Source organism: Exiguobacterium antarcticum DSM 14480 (assembly GCF_000685865.1).
Taxonomy (GTDB): Bacteria; Bacillota; Bacilli; order Exiguobacteriales; family Exiguobacteriaceae; genus Exiguobacterium_A; species Exiguobacterium_A antarcticum.
This window is the reverse complement of record NZ_JMKS01000003.1, coordinates 404,876-424,005: the sequence shown is the minus strand read 5'-3', so window position 1 is coordinate 424,005 and position 19,130 is coordinate 404,876. Positions and strand designations below refer to the sequence as shown.

Here is a 19,130-nt window from a genome sequence, read left to right as displayed (position 1 = left end):
CGTAAATGGCAATGAAACGAAAACGGTTAGGTGAAATGCTGTTAGAAGAAAGTGTCGTGACGGAAGCGCAGATCGAGGAAGCGTTATCCGTCAAGCGGACGACGGAAAAACTAGGAGACACGTTATTACGACTCGGCCACTTAACGGAACAACAATTGATTGAAGCGTTGCACCATCAACTTAAGATTCCCGTCATCCAACTGTATAACTACCCGGTCGATGTCGCCGTGACGAAACTGATTTCAAAAGAACTCGCTCAACGGCATACGCTTGTCCCGGTTTACCGTGAGGGGAACCGCCTGTTCATCGCGATGGCAGACCCGATGGACTTGATTGCCATCGATGATTTACGTCTTCAGACAGGGTTAATGATCGAAGTAGGGCTTGCGACACGCGACGAAATTCGCCGGACGATCTTAAAGTATTATGACATTGATTCTTCATTACGGGAATTGCTCGAGTCGGATGAGATGATGATTTCGGATACATCACGCGATACGGTGACCCGTGAAGATGCTCCGATCATCCGTTTGGTCAATCAAATGCTGGAGAACGGTATTTCACAACGGGCATCGGATATCCATATGGATCCACAAGAAACATCCCTATCGATCCGGATTCGGATTGATGGTGAATTACGGACGGAAAACAACTATCCGAAACAGATCCAAAATATTTTGACGACCCGGATCAAAGTCATGAGTGAGCTTGATATTACGGAATCCCGGTTACCCCAGGATGGACGGATTAAGTTTCTGTATAACGGCGTCGCGTATGACTTCCGGGTGTCGACGTTACCAACCGTCTACGGCGAAAAAGTCGTCATTCGGATTCTTGATAGTTCGAACTCCAACATCTCGATTGCAAAAATCGGATTCAGCGAACGAAACGAACACCAATTTCGTGAGATGCTGAAGCGACCGAACGGTATCATTTTGATCACGGGACCAACCGGGTCCGGAAAGTCGTCGACGTTGTATGCGGCCTTAAATGAACTAAATGACGAGACACGGAACATCATCACCGTCGAAGATCCAGTCGAGTATCAAGTCGATGGCATCAATCAGGTGCAGGTCAACTCGAAAATCGGTCTGACATTTGCAAGTGGGCTCCGTTCGATCTTACGGCAGGATCCAAACGTCGTCATGGTCGGGGAGATTCGTGACATCGAGACAGCGGAGATTTCGATCCGGGCCTCACTAACCGGTCACCTCGTCCTGTCGACGCTACACACGAACTCTGCCGTCAGTTCGATCACTCGATTGATCGACATGGGGGTAGAACCGTTCCTGGTCGCCGCATCCGTCACGGGACTGATTGCCCAACGTCTTGTCCGCCGGGTGTGCCGCGATTGTGGCGAAGTCCAACCGTTATCGAAACGGGAAGAAGAATTATTTGCCCAAGAAGGGATTTCAGCGACAACCGTCATGCGGGGACGCGGCTGTTCATCGTGTAATATGACGGGTTACCGGGGACGTCTGGCGATTCAGGAAGTCGTCATGGTGGATGAAAGCTTACGGCGGATGATCATGAACCAGTCAACGGAGAGTGAAATCACGATGTATGTAAGATCACAAGGACAACGTTTATTGTTGGCTGATGGATTAGCCAAAGTCGCACAAGGAATCACGACGACGGAAGAAATCCTCCGGACGGTGATTTCCGAATGAGTACGATGGAACGTGCCCAAATTGAAGATATCTTACGATCGTCGAAAGAAAAAGAAGCATCTGACGTTCATCTGACGGCGGGGTCACCGCCGGTCTTTCGGATTAACGGAACGCTGACACCGTTCGGAACAGACAAAATGAAACCGATCATCATCGAAGGATTCGTTCGCTCCCTTATTACCGAGGAAATGTTTCTGCAGTTAAAACAGGATCGGGACATTGATTTTTCATTTGGGGTGACGGGAGTGGCGCGGTATCGTGTTAATTGTTTTTATCAGCGCGGCGCCTTGTCGATGGCGTTTCGGACGATTCCGACCGAAGTCCCGACGCTTGAACAATTAGCGTTACCACCGGTCTTAAAACGTTTTCTGACGAAACCACATGGCTTGATTCTCGTGACAGGTCCGACGGGCTCCGGGAAATCGACGACACTGGCCGCGATGATCAATGAAATCAACCAGACGATGTATAAACGCATCATCACGCTCGAAGATCCGATTGAGTATTTACATAGCCACCAGAAAAGTCTGATTGACCAACGGGAAATCGGCATCGATGCGCCGCGTTTTGCGACCGGCTTACGATCTGCCCTCCGGCAAGATCCGGATGTCATTTTACTTGGTGAGATGCGTGACCTCGAGACGATTTCGACCGCGGTCACGGCAGCCGAGACCGGCCACTTGGTGTTTGCGACCGTCCATACGTCGACGGCGGCCTCGACCGTCAGTCGAATCATCGATGTGTTCCCGTCGGAGCAGCAAGATCAAATTCGGGCGCAACTGGCAAATGTCTTAGCCGGCGTCGTGTCGCAACGTTTGATGCCGCGAACAGACGGCACGGGACGTGTTGCCGCACTGGAAATCATGGTCGAAACACCTGCTGTCTCGAACTTGATTCGGACCGGGAAAGAGTATCAGCTTCAATCCGTCTTACAAACGGGAAAACAGTACGGAATGCAGACGATGCAGATGGCATTACAAGACTTAGTAAGTCGTGGCTTGATCCCAGCATCTGCCGCGACACCTTACATATCGGGGTGAATCCATGACAGTCTTCAAATACGAAGGTCGAACGATGACCGGCAAACGAAAAAAAGGCAAGATTACGGCCTTGACGAAGCGAGAAGCGGCGGAGCGGTTGCGGACGGATCAGATTGCCGTGACGTTACTCGAGAAACAAGAGTCAAAAGGATTAAATACAGAGATTACATTTTTAACGGCAAAACCCAAAATCGAACATCTGGTCATGTATGCCCGCCAGTTCGCAACACTCGTCCGGTCCGGCGTCTCGATCGTCAAAGCGACGGAGATTCTACGCAAACAGACCGACTCGAAACCACTCGAACGGGCACTTGTCGAAGTCGAGGATGACTTACGCAGCGGTGTCCAGTTTTCGCAAGCAATCGAAAAACATCCACGTGTCTTTGATACGTTTTTCGTCAGTATGGCCATGGCAGGGGAGGCAAGCGGTAACTTGGAGGAAGCACTCGATAATATCGTCACCCAACTTCAGAAGCAATACGAAATCAAACGGAAGGTCATCTCGGCCTTGATTTATCCGGCGGTCGTTTCGGTCGTCGCAATCGGTGTCGTCGTCTTCTTGATGCTGAATGTCGTCCCGACGTTTGCTTCGATTTTTGATCAGCTTGGCAGTGAACTTCCCCTGATTACCAAAATCGTCGTCGCCGTATCTGACTTTTTTGTCGCTTACTGGTGGGTGTTGTTACTGATTGCCTTTGGCCTGCTTGGGTTGCTGTACTTCAACTTGAAGAACGAACGCCAACGCGTCATCTTTGATCGTTTGTTACTGATGATTCCGGTATTTGGTCCATTGATTCAAAAGTCACAGATTGCGCTCATGACGCGTGGACTGGCCGTTTTACTCAATGCCTCGGTTCCGATTCTTACGTCACTCGACATCACGGAACGGATCGTGACGAACCGGGTCATCCGAAAGGGGATTGCTGCAGCGAACGAAGCGATGTCGCGTGGTATCCCGATGCATGAACCGTTAGCGAAAAACAAGTACTTTCCACCCCTCGTGACACAGATGATTGCGATTGGGGAAGAGTCAGGACGACTCGACTCGATGCTGACCGAAGTCGCTGACTTTTATGAGACGGAAGTGGAAACGACGACCGACCGCCTGAAGTCGATCATCGAACCGTTACTGATCGTCGTTCTGGCCGTCATCGTCGGTGTCATCGTCATCGCCGTCGTCGTGCCGATGTTCAAGATTTACTCCGACATCCAAGCAAGTTGACAACTGTCAAAACATTTACCTGTTGTAGAAAAAATACATTTTCTACAAAAAATATGGTGCTACTATAATAGTATTCATCTGGACAGTATGACCTATACGCCAGAAACAGTAAAAAAGTACTAGGGAGGAATAATAAACATGTTAGAACGCCTAAAAGAGATCTGGTTAGATGCTAAACAAATGCGTGACGAGCGCGGCTTGACTTTGATCGAGTTACTCGTTGTTGTCGTTATCTTAGGAATCATCGCAGCAATCGCTGTCGTCGCAATCGGCGGATTGATCGAGAACTCACGTAAGGATGCGGTTGTATCCGATGCGAAACAATTGGTTGCAGCGGCAAAATTGTATACATCGTCTAATCCTGTTCAACCTGGAGAAGTAGTGAAGCTCGGAATCAAAGAAGATAAGAAAAATATTACTCCATCAACAGCAACGACTAAAGGAACTGCAGCAGCTCCACGAGTCGATACTTTGGAAAAATACATCGATGAAATGAAAGATTCATTGAATTCTGATGCAGCCTACAAAGATTCATTTGTTGTTGTGACAGAAGAAAATGGAACTTATGAATATAAAGTTACTTTAACAAGTGATTCAACGGATTATGACTATTTTGAAGGTGTAGATCCAGGAGCACTAAAGCGTTCTGCAATCAAAGAAAAGTAATATCCACCCCCATCTCGGGGGTTTTTTTCTGAACTTTTTTAAGGAGGGAACGCACGATGACTATCGTTTTCACCGTTTACTTTTTTCTGATTGGAATGCTTGTGACCTCATTTACGAACGTCGTCGGCTTACGGGTACCGGTCGGGGAATCAATCGTCCGTCCGCGGTCCCATTGTCCGAACTGTGGTCATGTCCTCGGACCGCTTGAACTGACACCTGTCGTCGGTTATGTCGTGCTGGGCGGGAAATGCCGGACGTGCCAGTTACCGATTTCGATCAAGTATCCGGCGCTTGAATTGCTTGGCGGCATCCTGTATGCCTATGCCTTTTATCAATTCGGCTGGTCGATGCAATTTGTCCTGTCGATTCTGTTGACGAGTCTGCTCAGCATCCTCGTCATGTCCGATCTTGCCTACATGCTGATTCCGAATAAAATCTTATTATTCTTTTTACCGATTAGTCTGATTGTTCGCTACCTTTCTCCCCTTGAGAACTGGTATAATCCAATTATTGGCGGATTCGTCGGATTCTTTCTATTGTTCGTGATCTTTCTTGCCTCACGTCAAGGAATGGGGGCAGGCGACGTCAAGCTGTTTGGGATCCTCGGGATTTTTTTAGGTCCACTCTACGTCGTCATCGCGTTGTTCGTCTCCGCTTTTGTCGGTTCGATCATCGGACTGACGTTGCTTGGCTTAAAACGAGTCGAACGGAAACAACCGATCCCGTTTGTCCCGTCGATTGCAATCGGCACGTTACTGACATATTACTTTGCGGACGATTGGATAAAGCTTTATCTCGATCTGTTCCTCTAGGAAAGGAAGAATCTACATATGGCGCAAGCTAGGCGCAGAGGTACATATATCTACTTTAATTTTACAGATGTCGGGATTTTCGGAGCGGTCGTCAAAAAAGGTGTCATCAAACGCCGTGCTGTCGTCTCGCTTCCACCCGGTACACTCCAAGGAGGCTGGCTTCAACCGGAAGCTTCGTTCGATCTGATTTTTGAAAGTCTGCTTGCGAAACTAAAAGTCCCACGTGGCTCGCAAGCCGTCTTAGCAATGGACGGTTCGCTTGTCCTCGCCCGGAAACTCGAAATTCCGGAGACGGTCGAGACAAATCAGATCCGCGGGTACTTGTTCATGGAACTTGGACACAGTATCGTCCTGCCGTTTGAAGAACCGTACTTTGATTACACGCTTCTTGAAGAAAACGGAAAACGGGAAATCATGTTATACGCGGCACCAAACGAAGCATTAAAGCAATATATGGAGTTGTTTAAACAAAAACGTCTTCGTTTAGTGGCAGCAGAACCGCAGCCGCTCGCAACGTTTTTTGGTCTCGATTCCTTGTATGAAGTCGAAGCCGACAGCAATCTATTAATTTGGAACGTTAACGCGACAAACCACCAGTTGATCATCATCGAGGACAAAGTCCCACGACTAATTCGTTCCGTCGATACCTTTGTCGCAAATGCCTGGGACGTCGATGTCATTGATGACCGATTGCACTACCGGTATAAATCGGATGATGCAAACGTCGAATTCATTTTAGAAGAGATGTTACTGGAATTTTCACGGGTCCTTGATTTTTACCGTTTTTCATTAGCTCGCGACGGTCGGGAAATCAGCCGGGTCATGTTGACGGGAGACTTCCCGTTTCAAGAGGAACTGGTTCGACGATTTGAAGCGAACTTTGATGTTCGTCTCGAACAAGTCCCGGAGGTGCTGGATGTCGTCAGTCAACCGATTCCGAAATCCTACTTACCACTCGTTGGGTTGGCGACGATCCATAAAGACCGGATCAATTTGTTGCCGGACAGTGATGTCGCTCCAAAGTTCCCGTTAGTCGCTTCCCTGATTCTGCTAGTCTTTGGTGGGATGATTGGGGGATATCTCTACTGGCAGACCGATCAGTTCGCGGACCGAATTGAAACAGCGAACAACCAGATTCAAATCGTTCGCACGTTGCAATCGGAGTCCGCACAATCGGCTAAACAAGAAGTCGCGCAGCTGAAAGAAACGGTCGAGGGGCTTGAGGCGACGCCTCGTCCTGCCGTTCCGGCACTCGAACGGATTACGCGTTACTTACCGGAACGCGGTTATATCTTACAGTTTGCGTATGGCGCCGATCACCTTGTGACGATGAATGCCCAGTTTGAAACACTGGATGAATTAAATGGGTTTTATCGCCAATTGTTGACCGATACCGCTTTTACCGGGATTACATTGACGAGCGTCACGACAAAAACGATGAACGAAGAAGCAGAAGTCGTGACGTCGACGACGGTTGATCCGACGACAGGGGAAGAAGTGCCGACGACGACCATCACCCCATCGGATGAAACCGAGACGGAAGAGCCGCGGTATATCGGACAATTTGGTCTGACGGTCGTCCCGGCAGAAGTCATCAAAGGGGAAACGAATCAAGCCGATCCGGACGCTCCAAAAGAAGATGGGACAACCGATTCGACGACGGATCCGGAAGCGAATCCGACGGAAGAAGTCGATCCGGCAACGGAGCCGGAACCGGGTGAAGTCGTTTCGACTGAAGTAGAGGAGGTGGAAGAAAATTGAAACGATATAGTAGTTTCATTCTTCTGGCCTTGACGGTTCTATTGATCGTCGGTGGACTTGCTTATTTTGGATATACGACCTATACGACGTATCAAGAACTGAACCAAACGGAAGCCACACTCGAACGGGAACAGATGGCACTTGAAGCCGCTAAAGCGAACGAGCAGAAAGTCGATGTTGCGGAATCAAGTTTCTTGCAAAAACAAGTGCCTGTCTTACCGGCAAACGATGATGTCATCGATGCGATCAATGCAGCGAGTCAGATTGCCGGTGTCAAGGTTCAGGCAATCACGTTTGGAACGGCGGGAGCCGAGACACCAGCGTCTCCAGTTCAATCGACACCAGTCGTCGATGGTGCGATGGCGACGGAGTCCGAGGCGGAAGCCGCGCAGACGGCAGAGCCGGTCGCGAAGACAAGTGCGACGGCGTTACCAGCATCCTTGACGGTCGAAGCTCCCTCGTATCTGGAACTGATGGCCTTCCTCAAGCAGATCGAACGGACGGACCGGATCACGATTTTACGACAGATTCAACTGACGGGACCGGATGAGCCCGGTCCAGGCAGCCAAACGATTGTCCTGGAAGACGAGATGATGTCCTTTACGGTCGAAATTGAAAGTTATTACCGTCCGGACCTAAAACAATTGATTCCGGATAAGCAGACACCCTTACAGGAAACGACGCCCAAATCGGATCCGTTTGTCGATGTCACAGGTAACTAAACAGTAGACAAGTGTTTTTCCGACTCGGAGAAGCACTTGTTTTTCGTTATACTAAAAGATAATGCCAGTAAGACTGGTCGAAAAAGAATGAAAAGAGCGTGATACTGATGATAACGCAACACCAATTGATTCTGGCTTCGGCGTCGCCTAGACGAACGGAACTGTTACGACAAATCGGCATCCCGCATACCGTACGACCTGCCAACGTACTCGAAGAAGCCCCTTATCCGATGTCGTCTGAGGACTACGTGATGTATCTGTCACAAAAAAAGGCGAGGGCCGTCGCACGACCTGGAGAAATCGTCTTAGCCGCCGATACGGTCGTTGCGCTCGATCATCGGATTCTTGAAAAACCGGTTGACCGGGCAGCGGCGCTCGAGATGCTGCGGCTGTTATCCGGGCGGACGCATGAAGTCGTGACCGGTGTGACCCTCTTGACGGACGAGCGGGAAGAGACGTTTACCGTGACGACGACGGTCCGCTTCTGTCCACTCCCGGAAAGCTGGATGTTATCGTATGTCGCGACTGACGAACCGTACGATAAGGCCGGAGGATACGGCATTCAAGGTACAGGCGGTCTATTTGTCGAAGCGATTGACGGTGATTATTATAATGTCGTTGGATTGCCGATCAATCCGATCAGCCGTCGCCTTGAAACGTTTGGAATCAAACCGATGTTCGCGTAATTCCTCGTACAGAAAGGTCGGATGCAGTGATTGAATGGCCAAAGGATATGATTCAGTTAAAAGGTTTGGCACAGGCGACGACAGTGGAGTTGCTGGCATGCCTCGTTCGGAGCGGGACACGGAATCGGGGACCACTCGAAATCGCAGAAGAGTTACTTGAGATTTACCCTTCGTTGATTGAACTCGAAGCAGCGGGCGTCGGTGGACTTGAGAAGGCGCCGGGCGTCGGAAAAGCAAAAGCCTTACAAATCATGGCGGGACTGGAACTCGGTCGTCGACTCGTCACGGAACCGAAGTGGGTGCGACCGGTCGTCCGTTCACCGGAGGATGCCGCTGAACTGTTGATGGAAGAGATGCGGCTATACCAGCAAGAACACTTCATCTGCCTGTATCTGAACACGAAAAACGAAGTCATCTCGAAAAAAACGCTGTTCATCGGAGGGTTGAATACGTCGATTGTTCATCCGCGTGATATATTCCGGGAAGCGATTCGTTGCTCGGCAGCAAGCTTCATTGCCGTCCATAATCATCCGTCGGGTGATCCGACACCGAGTCGGGAAGATATCGAGGTGTCAGAGCGGATGGTCGAGGCCGGAAGACTGATCGGAATCAGCTGCATCGATCACCTCGTCATTGGTCATGGACAATTTATTAGTATGAAACAGCGGGGATTTATGTAAGAATAACGTCTGAGGGGGAAGGAGACTTCCCGACCTTAGGCGTTTTTTCTTTTTCATCAATTCATGAACTGTAAACAAGCTGTAACGTTTTAACGCTTTCCAAGGAAGGCTTTTCCGTTATAATTAGTGAAGTGTATTCTCAGAGAGGGGTTTTTTGAATAATGTTTGGATCATTTAGCCGTGAAATCGGCATTGACTTAGGTACGGCAAACACGCTTGTGTATGTGAAGGGGCAAGGTATCGTCGTGCGCGAACCTTCCGTTGTCGCATTCCGTACGGATACAGGAAAGATTGAAGCGGTAGGTAATGCAGCAAAAAACATGATTGGACGGACACCGGGGAACGTGACGGCACGACGCCCGATGAAAGATGGGGTTATCGCCGATTATGAAACAACGGCTACGATGATCAAATACTTCATGGATCAAGCAACGAAGAAAAAAGGATTATTTTCGTCAAAAACAAACGTCATGATTTGTGTACCAAGCGGCATCACATCAGTCGAAAAACGTGCGGTCGAAGACGCAGCGAAACTGGCTGGAGCACGTGAAGCGTATACGATTGAAGAACCGTTTGCAGCCGCAATCGGAGCCGGTCTTCCGGTCTCTGAACCAACGGGCTCGATGGTCGTCGATATCGGTGGCGGAACAACGGAAGTCGCTGTCATCTCACTCGGTGGGATCGTGACAAGCCAATCGATTCGTGTTGGTGGAGACGAGATGGACGAGTCCATCATTCGTTACATCAAATCGAAGTACAACTTGATGATTGGTGAGCGGACAGCTGAAACGTTGAAGATGACGATTGGTTATGCGCGGATTGATGAAGAGTCAGAAAACGAAACGATGGACATTCGTGGACGTGACCTCGTGACAGGACTTCCGAAACAGATCGAAGTCACGAGTGCAGAAATTTGCGACGCCTTATCGGATACGGTCGATGCCATTTTAGCCGGTGTCAAACATACACTCGAACAGACACCACCAGAACTTTCAGCAGATGTCATGGATCGTGGGATCGTCTTGACAGGTGGCGGCGCGCTCCTCAAAAACTTGGATGCGGTCATTGAAGATGAAACACGCATTTTGACACTCGTTGCAGAAAATGCACTCGATTGTGTGGCGATTGGTACAGGAAAATCACTGGAGATGATGAATGTATTGCGTTCGAAATCAGGCATCTCACAAAAAAGATAAGGACGGGATGAGCGATGAAGCGATTTTTAAATAATCGAAAACTGCTCATCACACTCCTTAGTTTTCTCCTTTTGGTGATCTTAATCGGGATTTCGCTGCAAGGGCGTAACCAAACCCACTGGTATCAAAGTTTTGTCCGCGATACGGTTGGGGTGGGACAACGTCTTTTTGCGACACCGATTGGCTGGATTGATGATACGGTCACTTCGGTTAAAGAAGTGCGAGATGTGTATAAGGAAAATGAGTATTTAAAATCACGACTGGGTGATTATGCGGGAAACTCCGTCAAAGTCCGCGACTTGGAACGTGAGAACAATGAATTAAAAGACATGTTGAAGTTAAAAGGATCGATTCGTGATTACACTTTACTACCAGCAGAAATGATTGGTCGGACGTCGTCTGAATGGCAACGCTTCGTGACGGTCAATATCGGAAAAGAACAAGGTGTCAAAACCAATATGGCAGTCGTGACAGCAGATGGTCTGATTGGTCGTGTCATCCAGACGAGTGCCTATACGTCACTCGTTCAATTGTTATCCGATACAAGCCGGACGAACAATGTTTCGGCCGTTGCGGACGATACGAAGGGGAAAGGGGTTTTCGGGACGATCGAAGGATTTGATGAAGAAACGAATCTCTTGAAGTTCACGAAGATACCAAACGATGCCAAACTGAAAAAAGGGCAAACCGTCACGACATCCGGTCTTGGTGGCAAGTATCCAAGCGGTATCGTCGTCGGGAAGATCGAGCAAGTGAAATCGGATCAATACGGTGCTTCGAAAATCGCATACGTCAAGCCGGCAGCAGACTTCGAACAGTTTGGTCACGTTTTCGTGATCCAACGAGAAGCGAAGGAACCTTTCGCTGAGACCGACAAGGGAGGGGACACTAGTGAATAACATCAAGTTGTTTTTCGCCGTGTTCCTTCTTTTTATCTTGGAAGGGACACTCTTTGCGGGTCCGCTTGGGGATGGTTCGCCGTATGTCATCCACGTCACGTTGATCGCCTTGATGTTTTTAGGACGTTACGGAAAAATCGAACAGGCGCTTGGGTTCGGTCTGTTGTTTGGACTGTTGTATGATTTCGTCTACTCGGATATCATCGGAATTTATTTATTTGCGTTATCTGCCATTCCGCTTTTTAGTAGCTTCGTGCTAAAATATGTAAAGGAGAACGTATTAACGATCATCGTCACCTTTACGTTCAGCGCCATTTTGTTTGAACTGGATATTTATTTCTTCACGGCTTCGGTCGTAGGTGTCGACGTTCCCTTTAAGGAGCTGGCGACGCAAATCATTCCAAGGAGTCTCATTGCCCAGTTGGTTGGGATCATCGTCTTGTATTATCCGATGACGCGACTGGTGCAATCCACATTTGATGAGAAAAGAGGATGAGTCATGATTGAGCGTAAGCGTTATGTAACGATGAAAGGTCATCGTGGTGGCCTCGCCGTCTATGTAAATGAAAGGTGCAGTGTGGATGAATTTCTTGACGATTTAGAATTGACGCTTGCCGACAAATCCGTCGAGAACGGACGCGCCGTGCCGATTACCTTCTTCTTCGGTCGACGTTATGTCGACGAAGGCGTTGTGACGGCTGTCGAGTCCATCGTCGCGCGTCATGATTCATTTTCGTTTAACGGCTACGACAGTGAGTGTCTGACGAAGGATGAAGCGAAAGCGCTCTACGGCGAACGAACGTTTCATTACTTTGGCGGCACGGCCCGCAGTGGGCATGTCGTAGACGTCGAAGGGTCGATTGTCGTCATCGGCGACATCAATCCCGGGGCCGTCGTGCATGCGACGGGCAGTATTTATTGTCTCGGCGCATTGCGGGGAACCGTTCATGCAGGGAAGGGTGGGAATCAGCAAGCTGTGATTGCCGCAAGTATCTTGCAACCCAAATGGATTTCGATTTCCGACTTCGTCTACGAAGATCCGGATGATGCGCCGTTAAAGGCATTAGAAATGGGTTGTGCTTTTGTAGGAGACACAGGGGTTGAATTTTCCCGTCTTCAAACCGTCCCGCTTGCGCGGATGGATCAGTTTGCGATTGATAGTGAAAGAGGGTGACAGATATGGAACAAGTGAAAGAACAGGTACATAGAGATGCGAAAACGCATGTGGGGCGTGCCATCGTCGTCACATCTGGTAAAGGTGGAGTCGGGAAAACGACGACAACCGCAAACATCGGTACAGCACTTGCGCTGATGGGCCATTCGGTTTGTCTCGTCGATACGGATATCGGTCTTCGGAATCTGGATATCGTACTTGGACTCGACAACCGAAGTATCTACAACATTGTTGATGTCGTGACCGGGCAATGTAAACTGCATCAAGCCCTCGTTCGTGATAAACGTTTTGAAGAAATGTACCTGTTACCTGCTGCCCAGTCTAAGGATAAATCATCCGTCACACCGGAACAGGTAAAAGCCATCATTGATACGTTAAAACTGGACTACGAATTTGTTTTGATTGACTGCCCGGCCGGGATTGAACAAGGGTTCATGAACGCGATTGCCGGTGCAGACGAAGCGGTCATCGTCACGACGCCAGAAAAAGCGGCGGTCCAAGACGCAGACCGGATCATCGGGATGCTCGAACGTTCGGAACGTAAGATCGTGCCGAAACTTGTCGTCAACCGTGTCCGTTCGCATATGATGGCATCGGGTGATATGCTCGATATCGATGAAATCATGCGTATCTTGTCGATTGATCTGCTCGGATTGATTGTCGATGATGAGGAAGTCATCGCGGCGTCGCACCGAGGTGTCCCTGTGACGATGAATCCGGATAACCGGGCCGGTCTCGGTTACCGGAACATCACGCGACGGATTCTGGGGGAGTCGGTCCCTCTGCTCGATATCATGGAACAACCACAAAAAGGATTTTTCGTGAAGCTGAAAAAAATGCTTGGCATGAAATAAGATGGGGAAAAATAGACTAGAAGGGTTTTATGCTTCTAGTCTATTTTTCATGGAGGAATGAAGATGAAATGGATTAGTGAACAGACCCCGTCCTTGGAACGGGTGGCATTAGTAGAAGGCGGTCGGGTCATCGAATACCACGAACGGATGCGGGATGAGATTCGTGTCGGGACGTTGCTCCATGCAAAGGTCGACCGATTGCATCCGACGCTTGAGGCGGCATTTTTGATTGCGACGGATGGCACGCCACTGTATTTGCCGATCAACGAAACACTGGAGACGCTACGCCGTTATCCGGACGTTCCGACCATAGGACAAGCCGTCCAAGTCGGGCAGACGTTGCTCGTACAGGTCGTCAAGGAAGGGGCAACACCGAAACAGCATAAAGTCACACAAAATATTACGTATGGCGGACGTTTCCTTGTCTATTTCCCGTATGGTCGCCGTGTCCGCTTCAGCCGGAAGCTTGATCTTGTTGTCCAGCAACAACTCGCGAAGAGGATTACACTGGAAGCAGCAGAAGGGCTATTGTACCGGACGGAGGCGGCACAGGCCGAAGCCACGGTACTGATTGCGGAACTCAACCAGTTACGTGCACGCCATCAGCACATGTTGCGACAGACGACGTTAGAACAAGATGAATCGTTGGTCATTCAAGAAGCGAAACGCCTGAGTCATGTCGAAGAAGCCCTGGTGACACATCGACTTGATAAAGAACGACTCGAACAGATGGGCTTACGGGTTGAACGACCCGTCGTGAAAGGGCGCCTACCCGCAATGGAGCAAGTGGACCGGACGATCGAAAAAGCGCTCGATAAGGTCGTCTGGTTAGACGGTGGGGCATACTTGTTGATTGAGGAAGTCGAGACGATGACCGTCATCGATGTCAACAGCGGCAAAATGATTTCCGTCAAGGAACAAAAACGGACCTTTGATCAAATCAATGAAGCAGCAGCCGTCGAAATCATGCGCCAACTCCGTTTACGTAATATTAGCGGAATGATTGCCGTTGATTTTTTACGTGGCTCGAGCAAAGGGCAGACACGGGTGACGCAACTCTTGAAGGAACGGGCCGCACACGAATCGAAACAGGTTGAAATTTATGGTTTTACGAAGATGGGCTTGTGTGAACTGACACGGCAACGTCACGGGAAGTCATTACTCGAACGGTCACTCGATCAGGGACAACCGTCTCGGATCGCGATTCATCGGCAACTCGAACCTCGTTTAAAAGAAATCGCCACGTATGCCGAAGCCGCTGTCGTCCGGGCACCCCTTGCTTCGCTCAGTCCATTGTTACTTGAAGAAAGTCCACTCGAACTGATTCTTGTAGAAGGTGAAACGGGAATTTTATTTACGGGAACAAAAGTCGACTGTGACGACTTTGTTAAAAGACAACAATAATTCGGGTAGAACGTTATTGACAATCTGCCTCATCGTTTGGTATTCTGAATAACGTTAGTTCGTTTGGAAGCACCCAAATGACTACAACCGCACAGACCGGGTCTTAAAGCATCCGCTGCCCGTGATGGCGAGTCTGAGTTCCTAAGAGGAGGTGCACGTAATGTACGCAATTATTAAAACTGGTGGTAAACAAGTTAAAGTCGAAGCTGGCCAAGAGATCTACGTTGAGAAATTAAACGCAGACGTCGACAGCACAGTAGAATTCGGCGAAGTCTTGATCCTTGGTGGTGACGATGTTAAAGTCGGCGCTCCACTCGTAGAAGGTGCGAAGGTCGTAGCAACGGTCATCAAACACGCTCGCGCGAAAAAGATCACTGTCTTCAAAATGAAAGCTAAAAAGAACTACCGTCGTAAGCAAGGTCACCGTCAACCTTACACGAAGGTCCGCATCGAGAAAATCGAAGCGTAAGCCATGATACGTGTCAAGATTCGACGAGATGAAGCGGAGTTAATCCGTTCCATCGAAGTGACAGGACATGCCGAGTTCGCTGAGCCTGGTTTGGATTTAGTCTGTGCCGGCACATCAAGTGTGATTTTCGGGGCATACAATGCCATCGAATCACTGCTCGGGCAGGTCCTGCTCCTTGAAATGGCAGAACAACAAGAAGGTGGCTACTTTTATGTAGAACCGTATGCTGACTTAGCACCGGATGTCAGTGAACGCACCCAATTGTTACTCGAAGCGACATTGGTCCAACTCGGAACCATCGCTGAAAGTTACGGTGAGTTTATCCAACTTGAACAAATATAGGAGGTGGATTCCACATGTTGAAACTTAATCTTCAGTTCTTCGCATCGAAAAAAGGGGTAGGTTCGACAAAGAACGGTCGTGACTCGCAATCGAAACGCCTTGGGGCGAAACGTGCAGACGGTCAAACTGTTTCTGCTGGTTCAATCCTCTACCGCCAACGCGGTACGAAGATTCACCCAGGTATGAACGTCGGACGTGGTGGCGATGATACACTTTTCGCAACTGCAACTGGTGTCGTTCGTTTCGAACGTCTCGGACGCGACAAAAAACAAGTCAGCGTTTACCCAGCATAAGTGATCGATGAAGCAGACTCTAGCCACTTTCAGGGGTTAGGGTCTGTTTTTTTTAGGAGGGAACGACTGATGAAGGATGAGCAGGTACTGGATCTTTTGAAGTCACTTCGTCACGAATGGTTGAATCGATTGCAACTCGTTCGTTCCTATAGCGCGATTGGTGACGAGGCGGCTGTTGAATCGATTTGTTCAGTCTACCGGGAACAAGCGTCACGAGAAGGGCGACTTTCCTTGATTGGATTACCGAAAACGGCGCTCACACTGCAACGAGCAGATTGGACAGGCCTAACTGTCGAATATGATGTAATCGAAAGACCAAAGCAGTTGGATGATACACGTCTTGCGACGATTGTAGAAGCTGCGATTGACATGATAGAAGTGGGAAATGGAGAAGTATCCGTGACCTTTCATGAGGGCGTGACCATCGAGATCTATCGGGATCTACTAGATATGTCGCGCCTTAAAGATCTAGTGACGCCGATGGAGATCGAGTCACAGACGGAACATGAGTGTGTGATTGAAATCGAAAGTCTTCCTGTAGAGGAAGAACAGTAATAGGAGGGATCTGACATGTTTGTCGATCAGGTAAATATTTATGTAAAAGCAGGAGATGGAGGACGCGGGCAAGTTGCGTTCCGTCGCGAAAAGTACGTTCCAGATGGTGGTCCAGCTGGAGGAGATGGTGGGCATGGTGCTCACGTCGTTCTCGAAGTAGATGAAGGACTCCGGACGTTGATGGATTTCCGTTACAAACGACATTTCAAAGCGGTTCAAGGTGAAAACGGGATGTCAAAAGGGATGCACGGTCGTAAGGCTGACCATCTCGTCGTTAAAGTACCACCGGGCACGGTCGTCTACGATGATGATACGGATGCAGTCATTGCCGACCTCGTCCATCACGGACAACAAGCCATCGTTGCCAAAGGTGGACGCGGTGGACGTGGGAACTCACGTTTTGCGACTCCAGCGAACCCGGCTCCGGAACATGCGGAAAACGGTGAACCAGGTCAAGAAAAGTATTTGAAGCTCGAATTGAAAATGCTCGCAGATGTCGGACTGGTCGGGTTCCCAAGTGTCGGGAAATCGACGATGTTATCGATCGTCTCAGCAGCCCGTCCGAAAATCGGTGCGTATCACTTCACGACGATTACACCGAATATCGGTGTGGTCGAAACAGAAGATAGCCGCAGTTTCATCATGGCCGATCTACCCGGTCTGATTGAAGGCGCAAGCGAAGGTGTTGGTCTTGGTCACCAGTTCTTACGTCACGTCGAACGGACAAAAGTCATCGTCCACGTCATCGATATGAGTGGAATGGAAGGACGTGATCCGGTTGATGATTACAACATCATCAACAAAGAGCTTTCGGATTACAACCTTCGTCTGACGGAGCGTCCGCAAGTCGTCGTCGCAAACAAGATGGATATGCCGGATGCCGAAGAAAATCTTGAAGCCTTTAAAGAAGCCTTCCCGGATTTAGAAGTTTTTGCGATTTCTGCTGCGACACGTCAAGGATTACGGGATCTCTTATTCCGGATTGCTGACCTCGTTGATGCGACACCTGAATTTGGTCTGGAAGAACTTGAAGAAAAAACAGCGACACCACGTGTTGTCTATGGTTATGAAGCACCTGAAGCTGGATTTACGGTTTCAAAAGATGAAGATGATTGCTTCGTCATCAAAGGACCGCGGATCGAGAAATTGTTTACGATGACGAACTTCATGCGTGAAGAATCGATCAAACGTTTCGCGCGGACATTACGTCAAATGGGTGTCGATGAAGAATTACGTAAGATGGGTGCGATTGATGGAGACGTCGTTCGAATCCGTGACTTCGAATTCGAATTCATCGAGTCATCATTCTAAGGTTAACGCATCTGAACAAGTTCATTTGAGAAATGGAGTGTGAGAGCATCGTGGACCCACTTCCCGCGATTCAGTTCATCTGGTTCTTCGTCTTACTAGTCATTTCAGCATTCTTTTCGTCTTCTGAAACAGCGTTATCTAGTGCGAATCGGTTACGAATCCTGCATCAGTCGGAAGAGGGTAGCCATCGTGCGACACAAGCGCTCCGGCTGTTGCAACGTTACGAAGAGACGTTGACGGCCATCTTGATCGGGAATACACTGTCTAACCTTGGTGTAGCGATGATCGGTGGCTGGTTAGCGTTATCGTTATCAGCTGATTTGTTGGTACAAATCAGTATCGTCTTCTTGACGTTTCTGTTCATTTTGTTGTTTGGTGAGTTGATCCCTAAATCCTATGCGCGGGAACATGCGGAAACGTATGTATTTTGGATTAGTAGTCCGTTGCATCTATGTTTAGTCTTCTTTAAACCGATCATCTTTTTATTCCTCAAGTTACGGCAAGCAGCGTTGGTACTGATCGGGGCAAATCCGAAAGGACCTCTTGTCACGGAACAGGAACTTCGTGCCCTCGTCGATATCAGTCAGGAAGAAGGCATCATGGATGAAGCGAGTGCGGAAATCGTTCATCGAGCCGTCGACTTTAAGAATGTCACGGTCGAAGAAGCATTGACACCGCGAACGGATATTCAAGCGATTGACATCGATGACAGTTTTGATGACATTTTACGTGAAGTCCAAAAAGGTGGATTCTCGCGGTTACCGGTCTATAAAGATTCGATTGATCATATCATCGGTGTCTTATCGGAACGTGACTTTTTGCGAGAATTCGTCAAACATGGACGCGTTGAGATTCGAGAATTGATTCGACCGGTCTCGTTTGTCGTCCCGCAAACGCATATCATCGATCTGTTACCAGAGCTAAAGGTCAAACAATCCCATATGGCGGTCGTGCTTGATGAATTTGGTGGGACGGCAGGGTTGATCACGCTCGAGGACATTTTAGAAGAACTAGTCGGTGAGATTTGGGATGAACACGACGAGTCACTGGAATATACCAAACAAGTGAGTCCGAACCGTTATGAATGTCTAGCCGAATATGACATTGAAGATTTTTGTCATCAGTTCGGACTGGAGATGCCAGACACGGAAGCCCAATCACTTGGTGGGTGGATCATGGAGAACGTCGGTCACATTCCGGAAGCTGGAACCCAGATGGTTTATGGACAAGTCAGCTTCACTGTCCTTCACGTCGAAAACCGGCGTGTCCGGACGATTTTGGCGACTTTTCCAAATGATGCACCAGGCACTGAATCGATAGATGAACACATATGATGCACTCCCAAAAGGTCCATTCCGTTTTTTCGACGGAATG

General features: G+C 48.9%; 21 protein-coding genes and 1 other annotated feature. All 21 genes read left to right on the top strand.

Annotation, left to right across the window (positions count from 1 at the left end; genetic code table 11):
- The first annotated feature begins 5 nt into the window (after positions 1-5).
- A complete protein-coding gene (locus tag P404_RS0103245; protein WP_026829953.1) occupies positions 6-1,670 on the top strand; it encodes a GspE/PulE family protein in 1,665 nt (554 codons plus the stop codon).
- Positions 1,667-2,710: a type IV pilus twitching motility protein PilT gene (locus tag P404_RS0103240; RefSeq protein ID WP_014970916.1), complete on the top strand. Its 1,044-nt coding sequence runs from the start codon at positions 1,667-1,669 to the stop codon at positions 2,708-2,710. The genes P404_RS0103245 and P404_RS0103240 overlap by 4 nt, the downstream gene beginning before the upstream one ends.
- Before the next feature lie 4 nt (positions 2,711-2,714).
- The gene (locus tag P404_RS0103235; RefSeq protein ID WP_014970915.1) at positions 2,715-3,932 is read left to right on the top strand and encodes a type II secretion system F family protein; all 1,218 of its coding nucleotides are present in this window, start codon (positions 2,715-2,717) and stop codon (positions 3,930-3,932) included.
- Positions 3,933-4,070: 138 nt separating this feature from the next.
- The gene (locus P404_RS0103230; protein ID WP_026829952.1) at positions 4,071-4,598 is read left to right on the top strand and encodes a type II secretion system protein; all 528 of its coding nucleotides are present in this window, start codon (positions 4,071-4,073) and stop codon (positions 4,596-4,598) included.
- 56 nt (positions 4,599-4,654) lie between these two features.
- Positions 4,655-5,410, top strand: a complete 756-nt coding sequence (locus P404_RS0103225) for a prepilin peptidase (protein WP_026829951.1) — start codon at positions 4,655-4,657, stop codon at positions 5,408-5,410.
- An 18-nt stretch (positions 5,411-5,428) separates the two neighbouring features.
- Positions 5,429-7,171 (top strand): fimbrial assembly protein, encoded by a 1,743-nt coding sequence (locus P404_RS0103220; protein ID WP_026829950.1) that lies wholly within the window; start codon positions 5,429-5,431, stop codon positions 7,169-7,171.
- Entirely contained in the window at positions 7,168-7,893 is a 726-nt protein-coding gene (locus P404_RS0103215; protein WP_026829949.1) for a hypothetical protein, read from the top strand. Before P404_RS0103220 ends, P404_RS0103215 begins: the two co-directional genes overlap by 4 nt.
- A gap of 107 nt (positions 7,894-8,000) precedes the next feature.
- On the top strand, positions 8,001-8,579 hold the full coding sequence (locus P404_RS0103210) for a Maf family protein (protein ID WP_014970910.1): 579 nt from the start codon (positions 8,001-8,003) through the stop codon (positions 8,577-8,579).
- Positions 8,580-8,626: 47 nt separating this feature from the next.
- A complete protein-coding gene (gene radC / locus P404_RS0103205) occupies positions 8,627-9,259 on the top strand; it encodes a RadC family protein (protein ID WP_193363389.1) in 633 nt (210 codons plus the stop codon).
- 161 nt (positions 9,260-9,420) lie between these two features.
- Complete coding sequence (locus P404_RS0103200) at positions 9,421-10,455, top strand: rod shape-determining protein (protein WP_014970908.1); 1,035 nt, start codon at positions 9,421-9,423, stop codon at positions 10,453-10,455.
- A 14-nt stretch (positions 10,456-10,469) separates the two neighbouring features.
- Positions 10,470-11,354 carry a rod shape-determining protein MreC gene (gene mreC, locus P404_RS0103195; RefSeq protein ID WP_014970907.1) on the top strand — a complete coding sequence of 295 codons (885 nt, stop codon included), beginning with the start codon at positions 10,470-10,472 and terminating at the stop codon, positions 11,352-11,354.
- Positions 11,347-11,850 carry a rod shape-determining protein MreD gene (gene mreD, locus P404_RS0103190; RefSeq protein ID WP_014970906.1) on the top strand — a complete coding sequence of 168 codons (504 nt, stop codon included), beginning with the start codon at positions 11,347-11,349 and terminating at the stop codon, positions 11,848-11,850. Before mreC ends, mreD begins: the two co-directional genes overlap by 8 nt.
- A 3-nt stretch (positions 11,851-11,853) precedes the next feature.
- Positions 11,854-12,528, top strand: a complete 675-nt coding sequence (locus P404_RS0103185; RefSeq protein ID WP_014970905.1) for a septum site-determining protein MinC — start codon at positions 11,854-11,856, stop codon at positions 12,526-12,528.
- 50 nt (positions 12,529-12,578) lie between these two features.
- Positions 12,579-13,382: a septum site-determining protein MinD gene (gene minD, locus P404_RS0103180; protein ID WP_026829947.1), complete on the top strand. Its 804-nt coding sequence runs from the start codon at positions 12,579-12,581 to the stop codon at positions 13,380-13,382.
- A 63-nt stretch (positions 13,383-13,445) separates the two neighbouring features.
- Positions 13,446-14,786 carry a ribonuclease E/G gene (locus tag P404_RS0103175; RefSeq protein ID WP_026829946.1) on the top strand — a complete coding sequence of 447 codons (1,341 nt, stop codon included), beginning with the start codon at positions 13,446-13,448 and terminating at the stop codon, positions 14,784-14,786.
- Between the two features lie 75 nt (positions 14,787-14,861).
- Positions 14,862-14,931 (top strand) — a sequence feature (ribosomal protein L21 leader region).
- A 15-nt stretch (positions 14,932-14,946) separates the two neighbouring features.
- On the top strand, positions 14,947-15,255 hold the full coding sequence (gene rplU, locus P404_RS0103170; protein ID WP_012370978.1) for a 50S ribosomal protein L21: 309 nt from the start codon (positions 14,947-14,949) through the stop codon (positions 15,253-15,255).
- A 3-nt stretch (positions 15,256-15,258) separates the two neighbouring features.
- Positions 15,259-15,597, top strand: a complete 339-nt coding sequence (locus P404_RS0103165; protein WP_026829945.1) for a ribosomal-processing cysteine protease Prp — start codon at positions 15,259-15,261, stop codon at positions 15,595-15,597.
- Between the two features lie 14 nt (positions 15,598-15,611).
- Complete coding sequence (rpmA, locus tag P404_RS0103160; protein WP_012370976.1) at positions 15,612-15,890, top strand: 50S ribosomal protein L27; 279 nt, start codon at positions 15,612-15,614, stop codon at positions 15,888-15,890.
- Positions 15,891-15,959: 69 nt separating this feature from the next.
- Entirely contained in the window at positions 15,960-16,445 is a 486-nt protein-coding gene (locus P404_RS0103155) for a Spo0B domain-containing protein (RefSeq protein ID WP_014970901.1), read from the top strand.
- Between the two features lie 15 nt (positions 16,446-16,460).
- The gene (obgE, locus tag P404_RS0103150) at positions 16,461-17,756 is read left to right on the top strand and encodes a GTPase ObgE (RefSeq protein WP_014970900.1); all 1,296 of its coding nucleotides are present in this window, start codon (positions 16,461-16,463) and stop codon (positions 17,754-17,756) included.
- Positions 17,757-17,806: 50 nt separating this feature from the next.
- Positions 17,807-19,090, top strand: a complete 1,284-nt coding sequence (locus P404_RS0103145; protein WP_014970899.1) for a hemolysin family protein — start codon at positions 17,807-17,809, stop codon at positions 19,088-19,090.
- The last annotated feature ends 40 nt before the right edge of the window (positions 19,091-19,130 follow it).

Bases quoted from the DNA above. Each gene is read 5' to 3' on its own strand.
- P404_RS0103245 (WP_026829953.1), top strand. From the start codon at position 6: ATGGCAATGAAACGAAAACGGTTAGGTGAAATGCTGTTAGAAGAAAGT.
- P404_RS0103240 (WP_014970916.1), top strand. From the start codon at position 1,667: ATGAGTACGATGGAACGTGCCCAAATTGAAGATATCTTACGATCGTCG.
- P404_RS0103235 (WP_014970915.1), top strand. From the start codon at position 2,715: ATGACAGTCTTCAAATACGAAGGTCGAACGATGACCGGCAAACGAAAA.
- P404_RS0103230 (WP_026829952.1), top strand. From the start codon at position 4,071: ATGTTAGAACGCCTAAAAGAGATCTGGTTAGATGCTAAACAAATGCGT.
- P404_RS0103225 (WP_026829951.1), top strand. From the start codon at position 4,655: ATGACTATCGTTTTCACCGTTTACTTTTTTCTGATTGGAATGCTTGTG.
- P404_RS0103220 (WP_026829950.1), top strand. From the start codon at position 5,429: ATGGCGCAAGCTAGGCGCAGAGGTACATATATCTACTTTAATTTTACA.
- P404_RS0103210 (WP_014970910.1), top strand. From the start codon at position 8,001: ATGATAACGCAACACCAATTGATTCTGGCTTCGGCGTCGCCTAGACGA.
- radC (WP_193363389.1), top strand. From the start codon at position 8,627: ATGATTCAGTTAAAAGGTTTGGCACAGGCGACGACAGTGGAGTTGCTG.
- P404_RS0103200 (WP_014970908.1), top strand. From the start codon at position 9,421: ATGTTTGGATCATTTAGCCGTGAAATCGGCATTGACTTAGGTACGGCA.
- mreC (WP_014970907.1), top strand. From the start codon at position 10,470: ATGAAGCGATTTTTAAATAATCGAAAACTGCTCATCACACTCCTTAGT.
- P404_RS0103185 (WP_014970905.1), top strand. From the start codon at position 11,854: ATGATTGAGCGTAAGCGTTATGTAACGATGAAAGGTCATCGTGGTGGC.
- P404_RS0103175 (WP_026829946.1), top strand. From the start codon at position 13,446: ATGAAATGGATTAGTGAACAGACCCCGTCCTTGGAACGGGTGGCATTA.
- rplU (WP_012370978.1), top strand. From the start codon at position 14,947: ATGTACGCAATTATTAAAACTGGTGGTAAACAAGTTAAAGTCGAAGCT.
- P404_RS0103165 (WP_026829945.1), top strand. From the start codon at position 15,259: ATGATACGTGTCAAGATTCGACGAGATGAAGCGGAGTTAATCCGTTCC.
- rpmA (WP_012370976.1), top strand. From the start codon at position 15,612: ATGTTGAAACTTAATCTTCAGTTCTTCGCATCGAAAAAAGGGGTAGGT.
- P404_RS0103155 (WP_014970901.1), top strand. From the start codon at position 15,960: ATGAAGGATGAGCAGGTACTGGATCTTTTGAAGTCACTTCGTCACGAA.
- obgE (WP_014970900.1), top strand. From the start codon at position 16,461: ATGTTTGTCGATCAGGTAAATATTTATGTAAAAGCAGGAGATGGAGGA.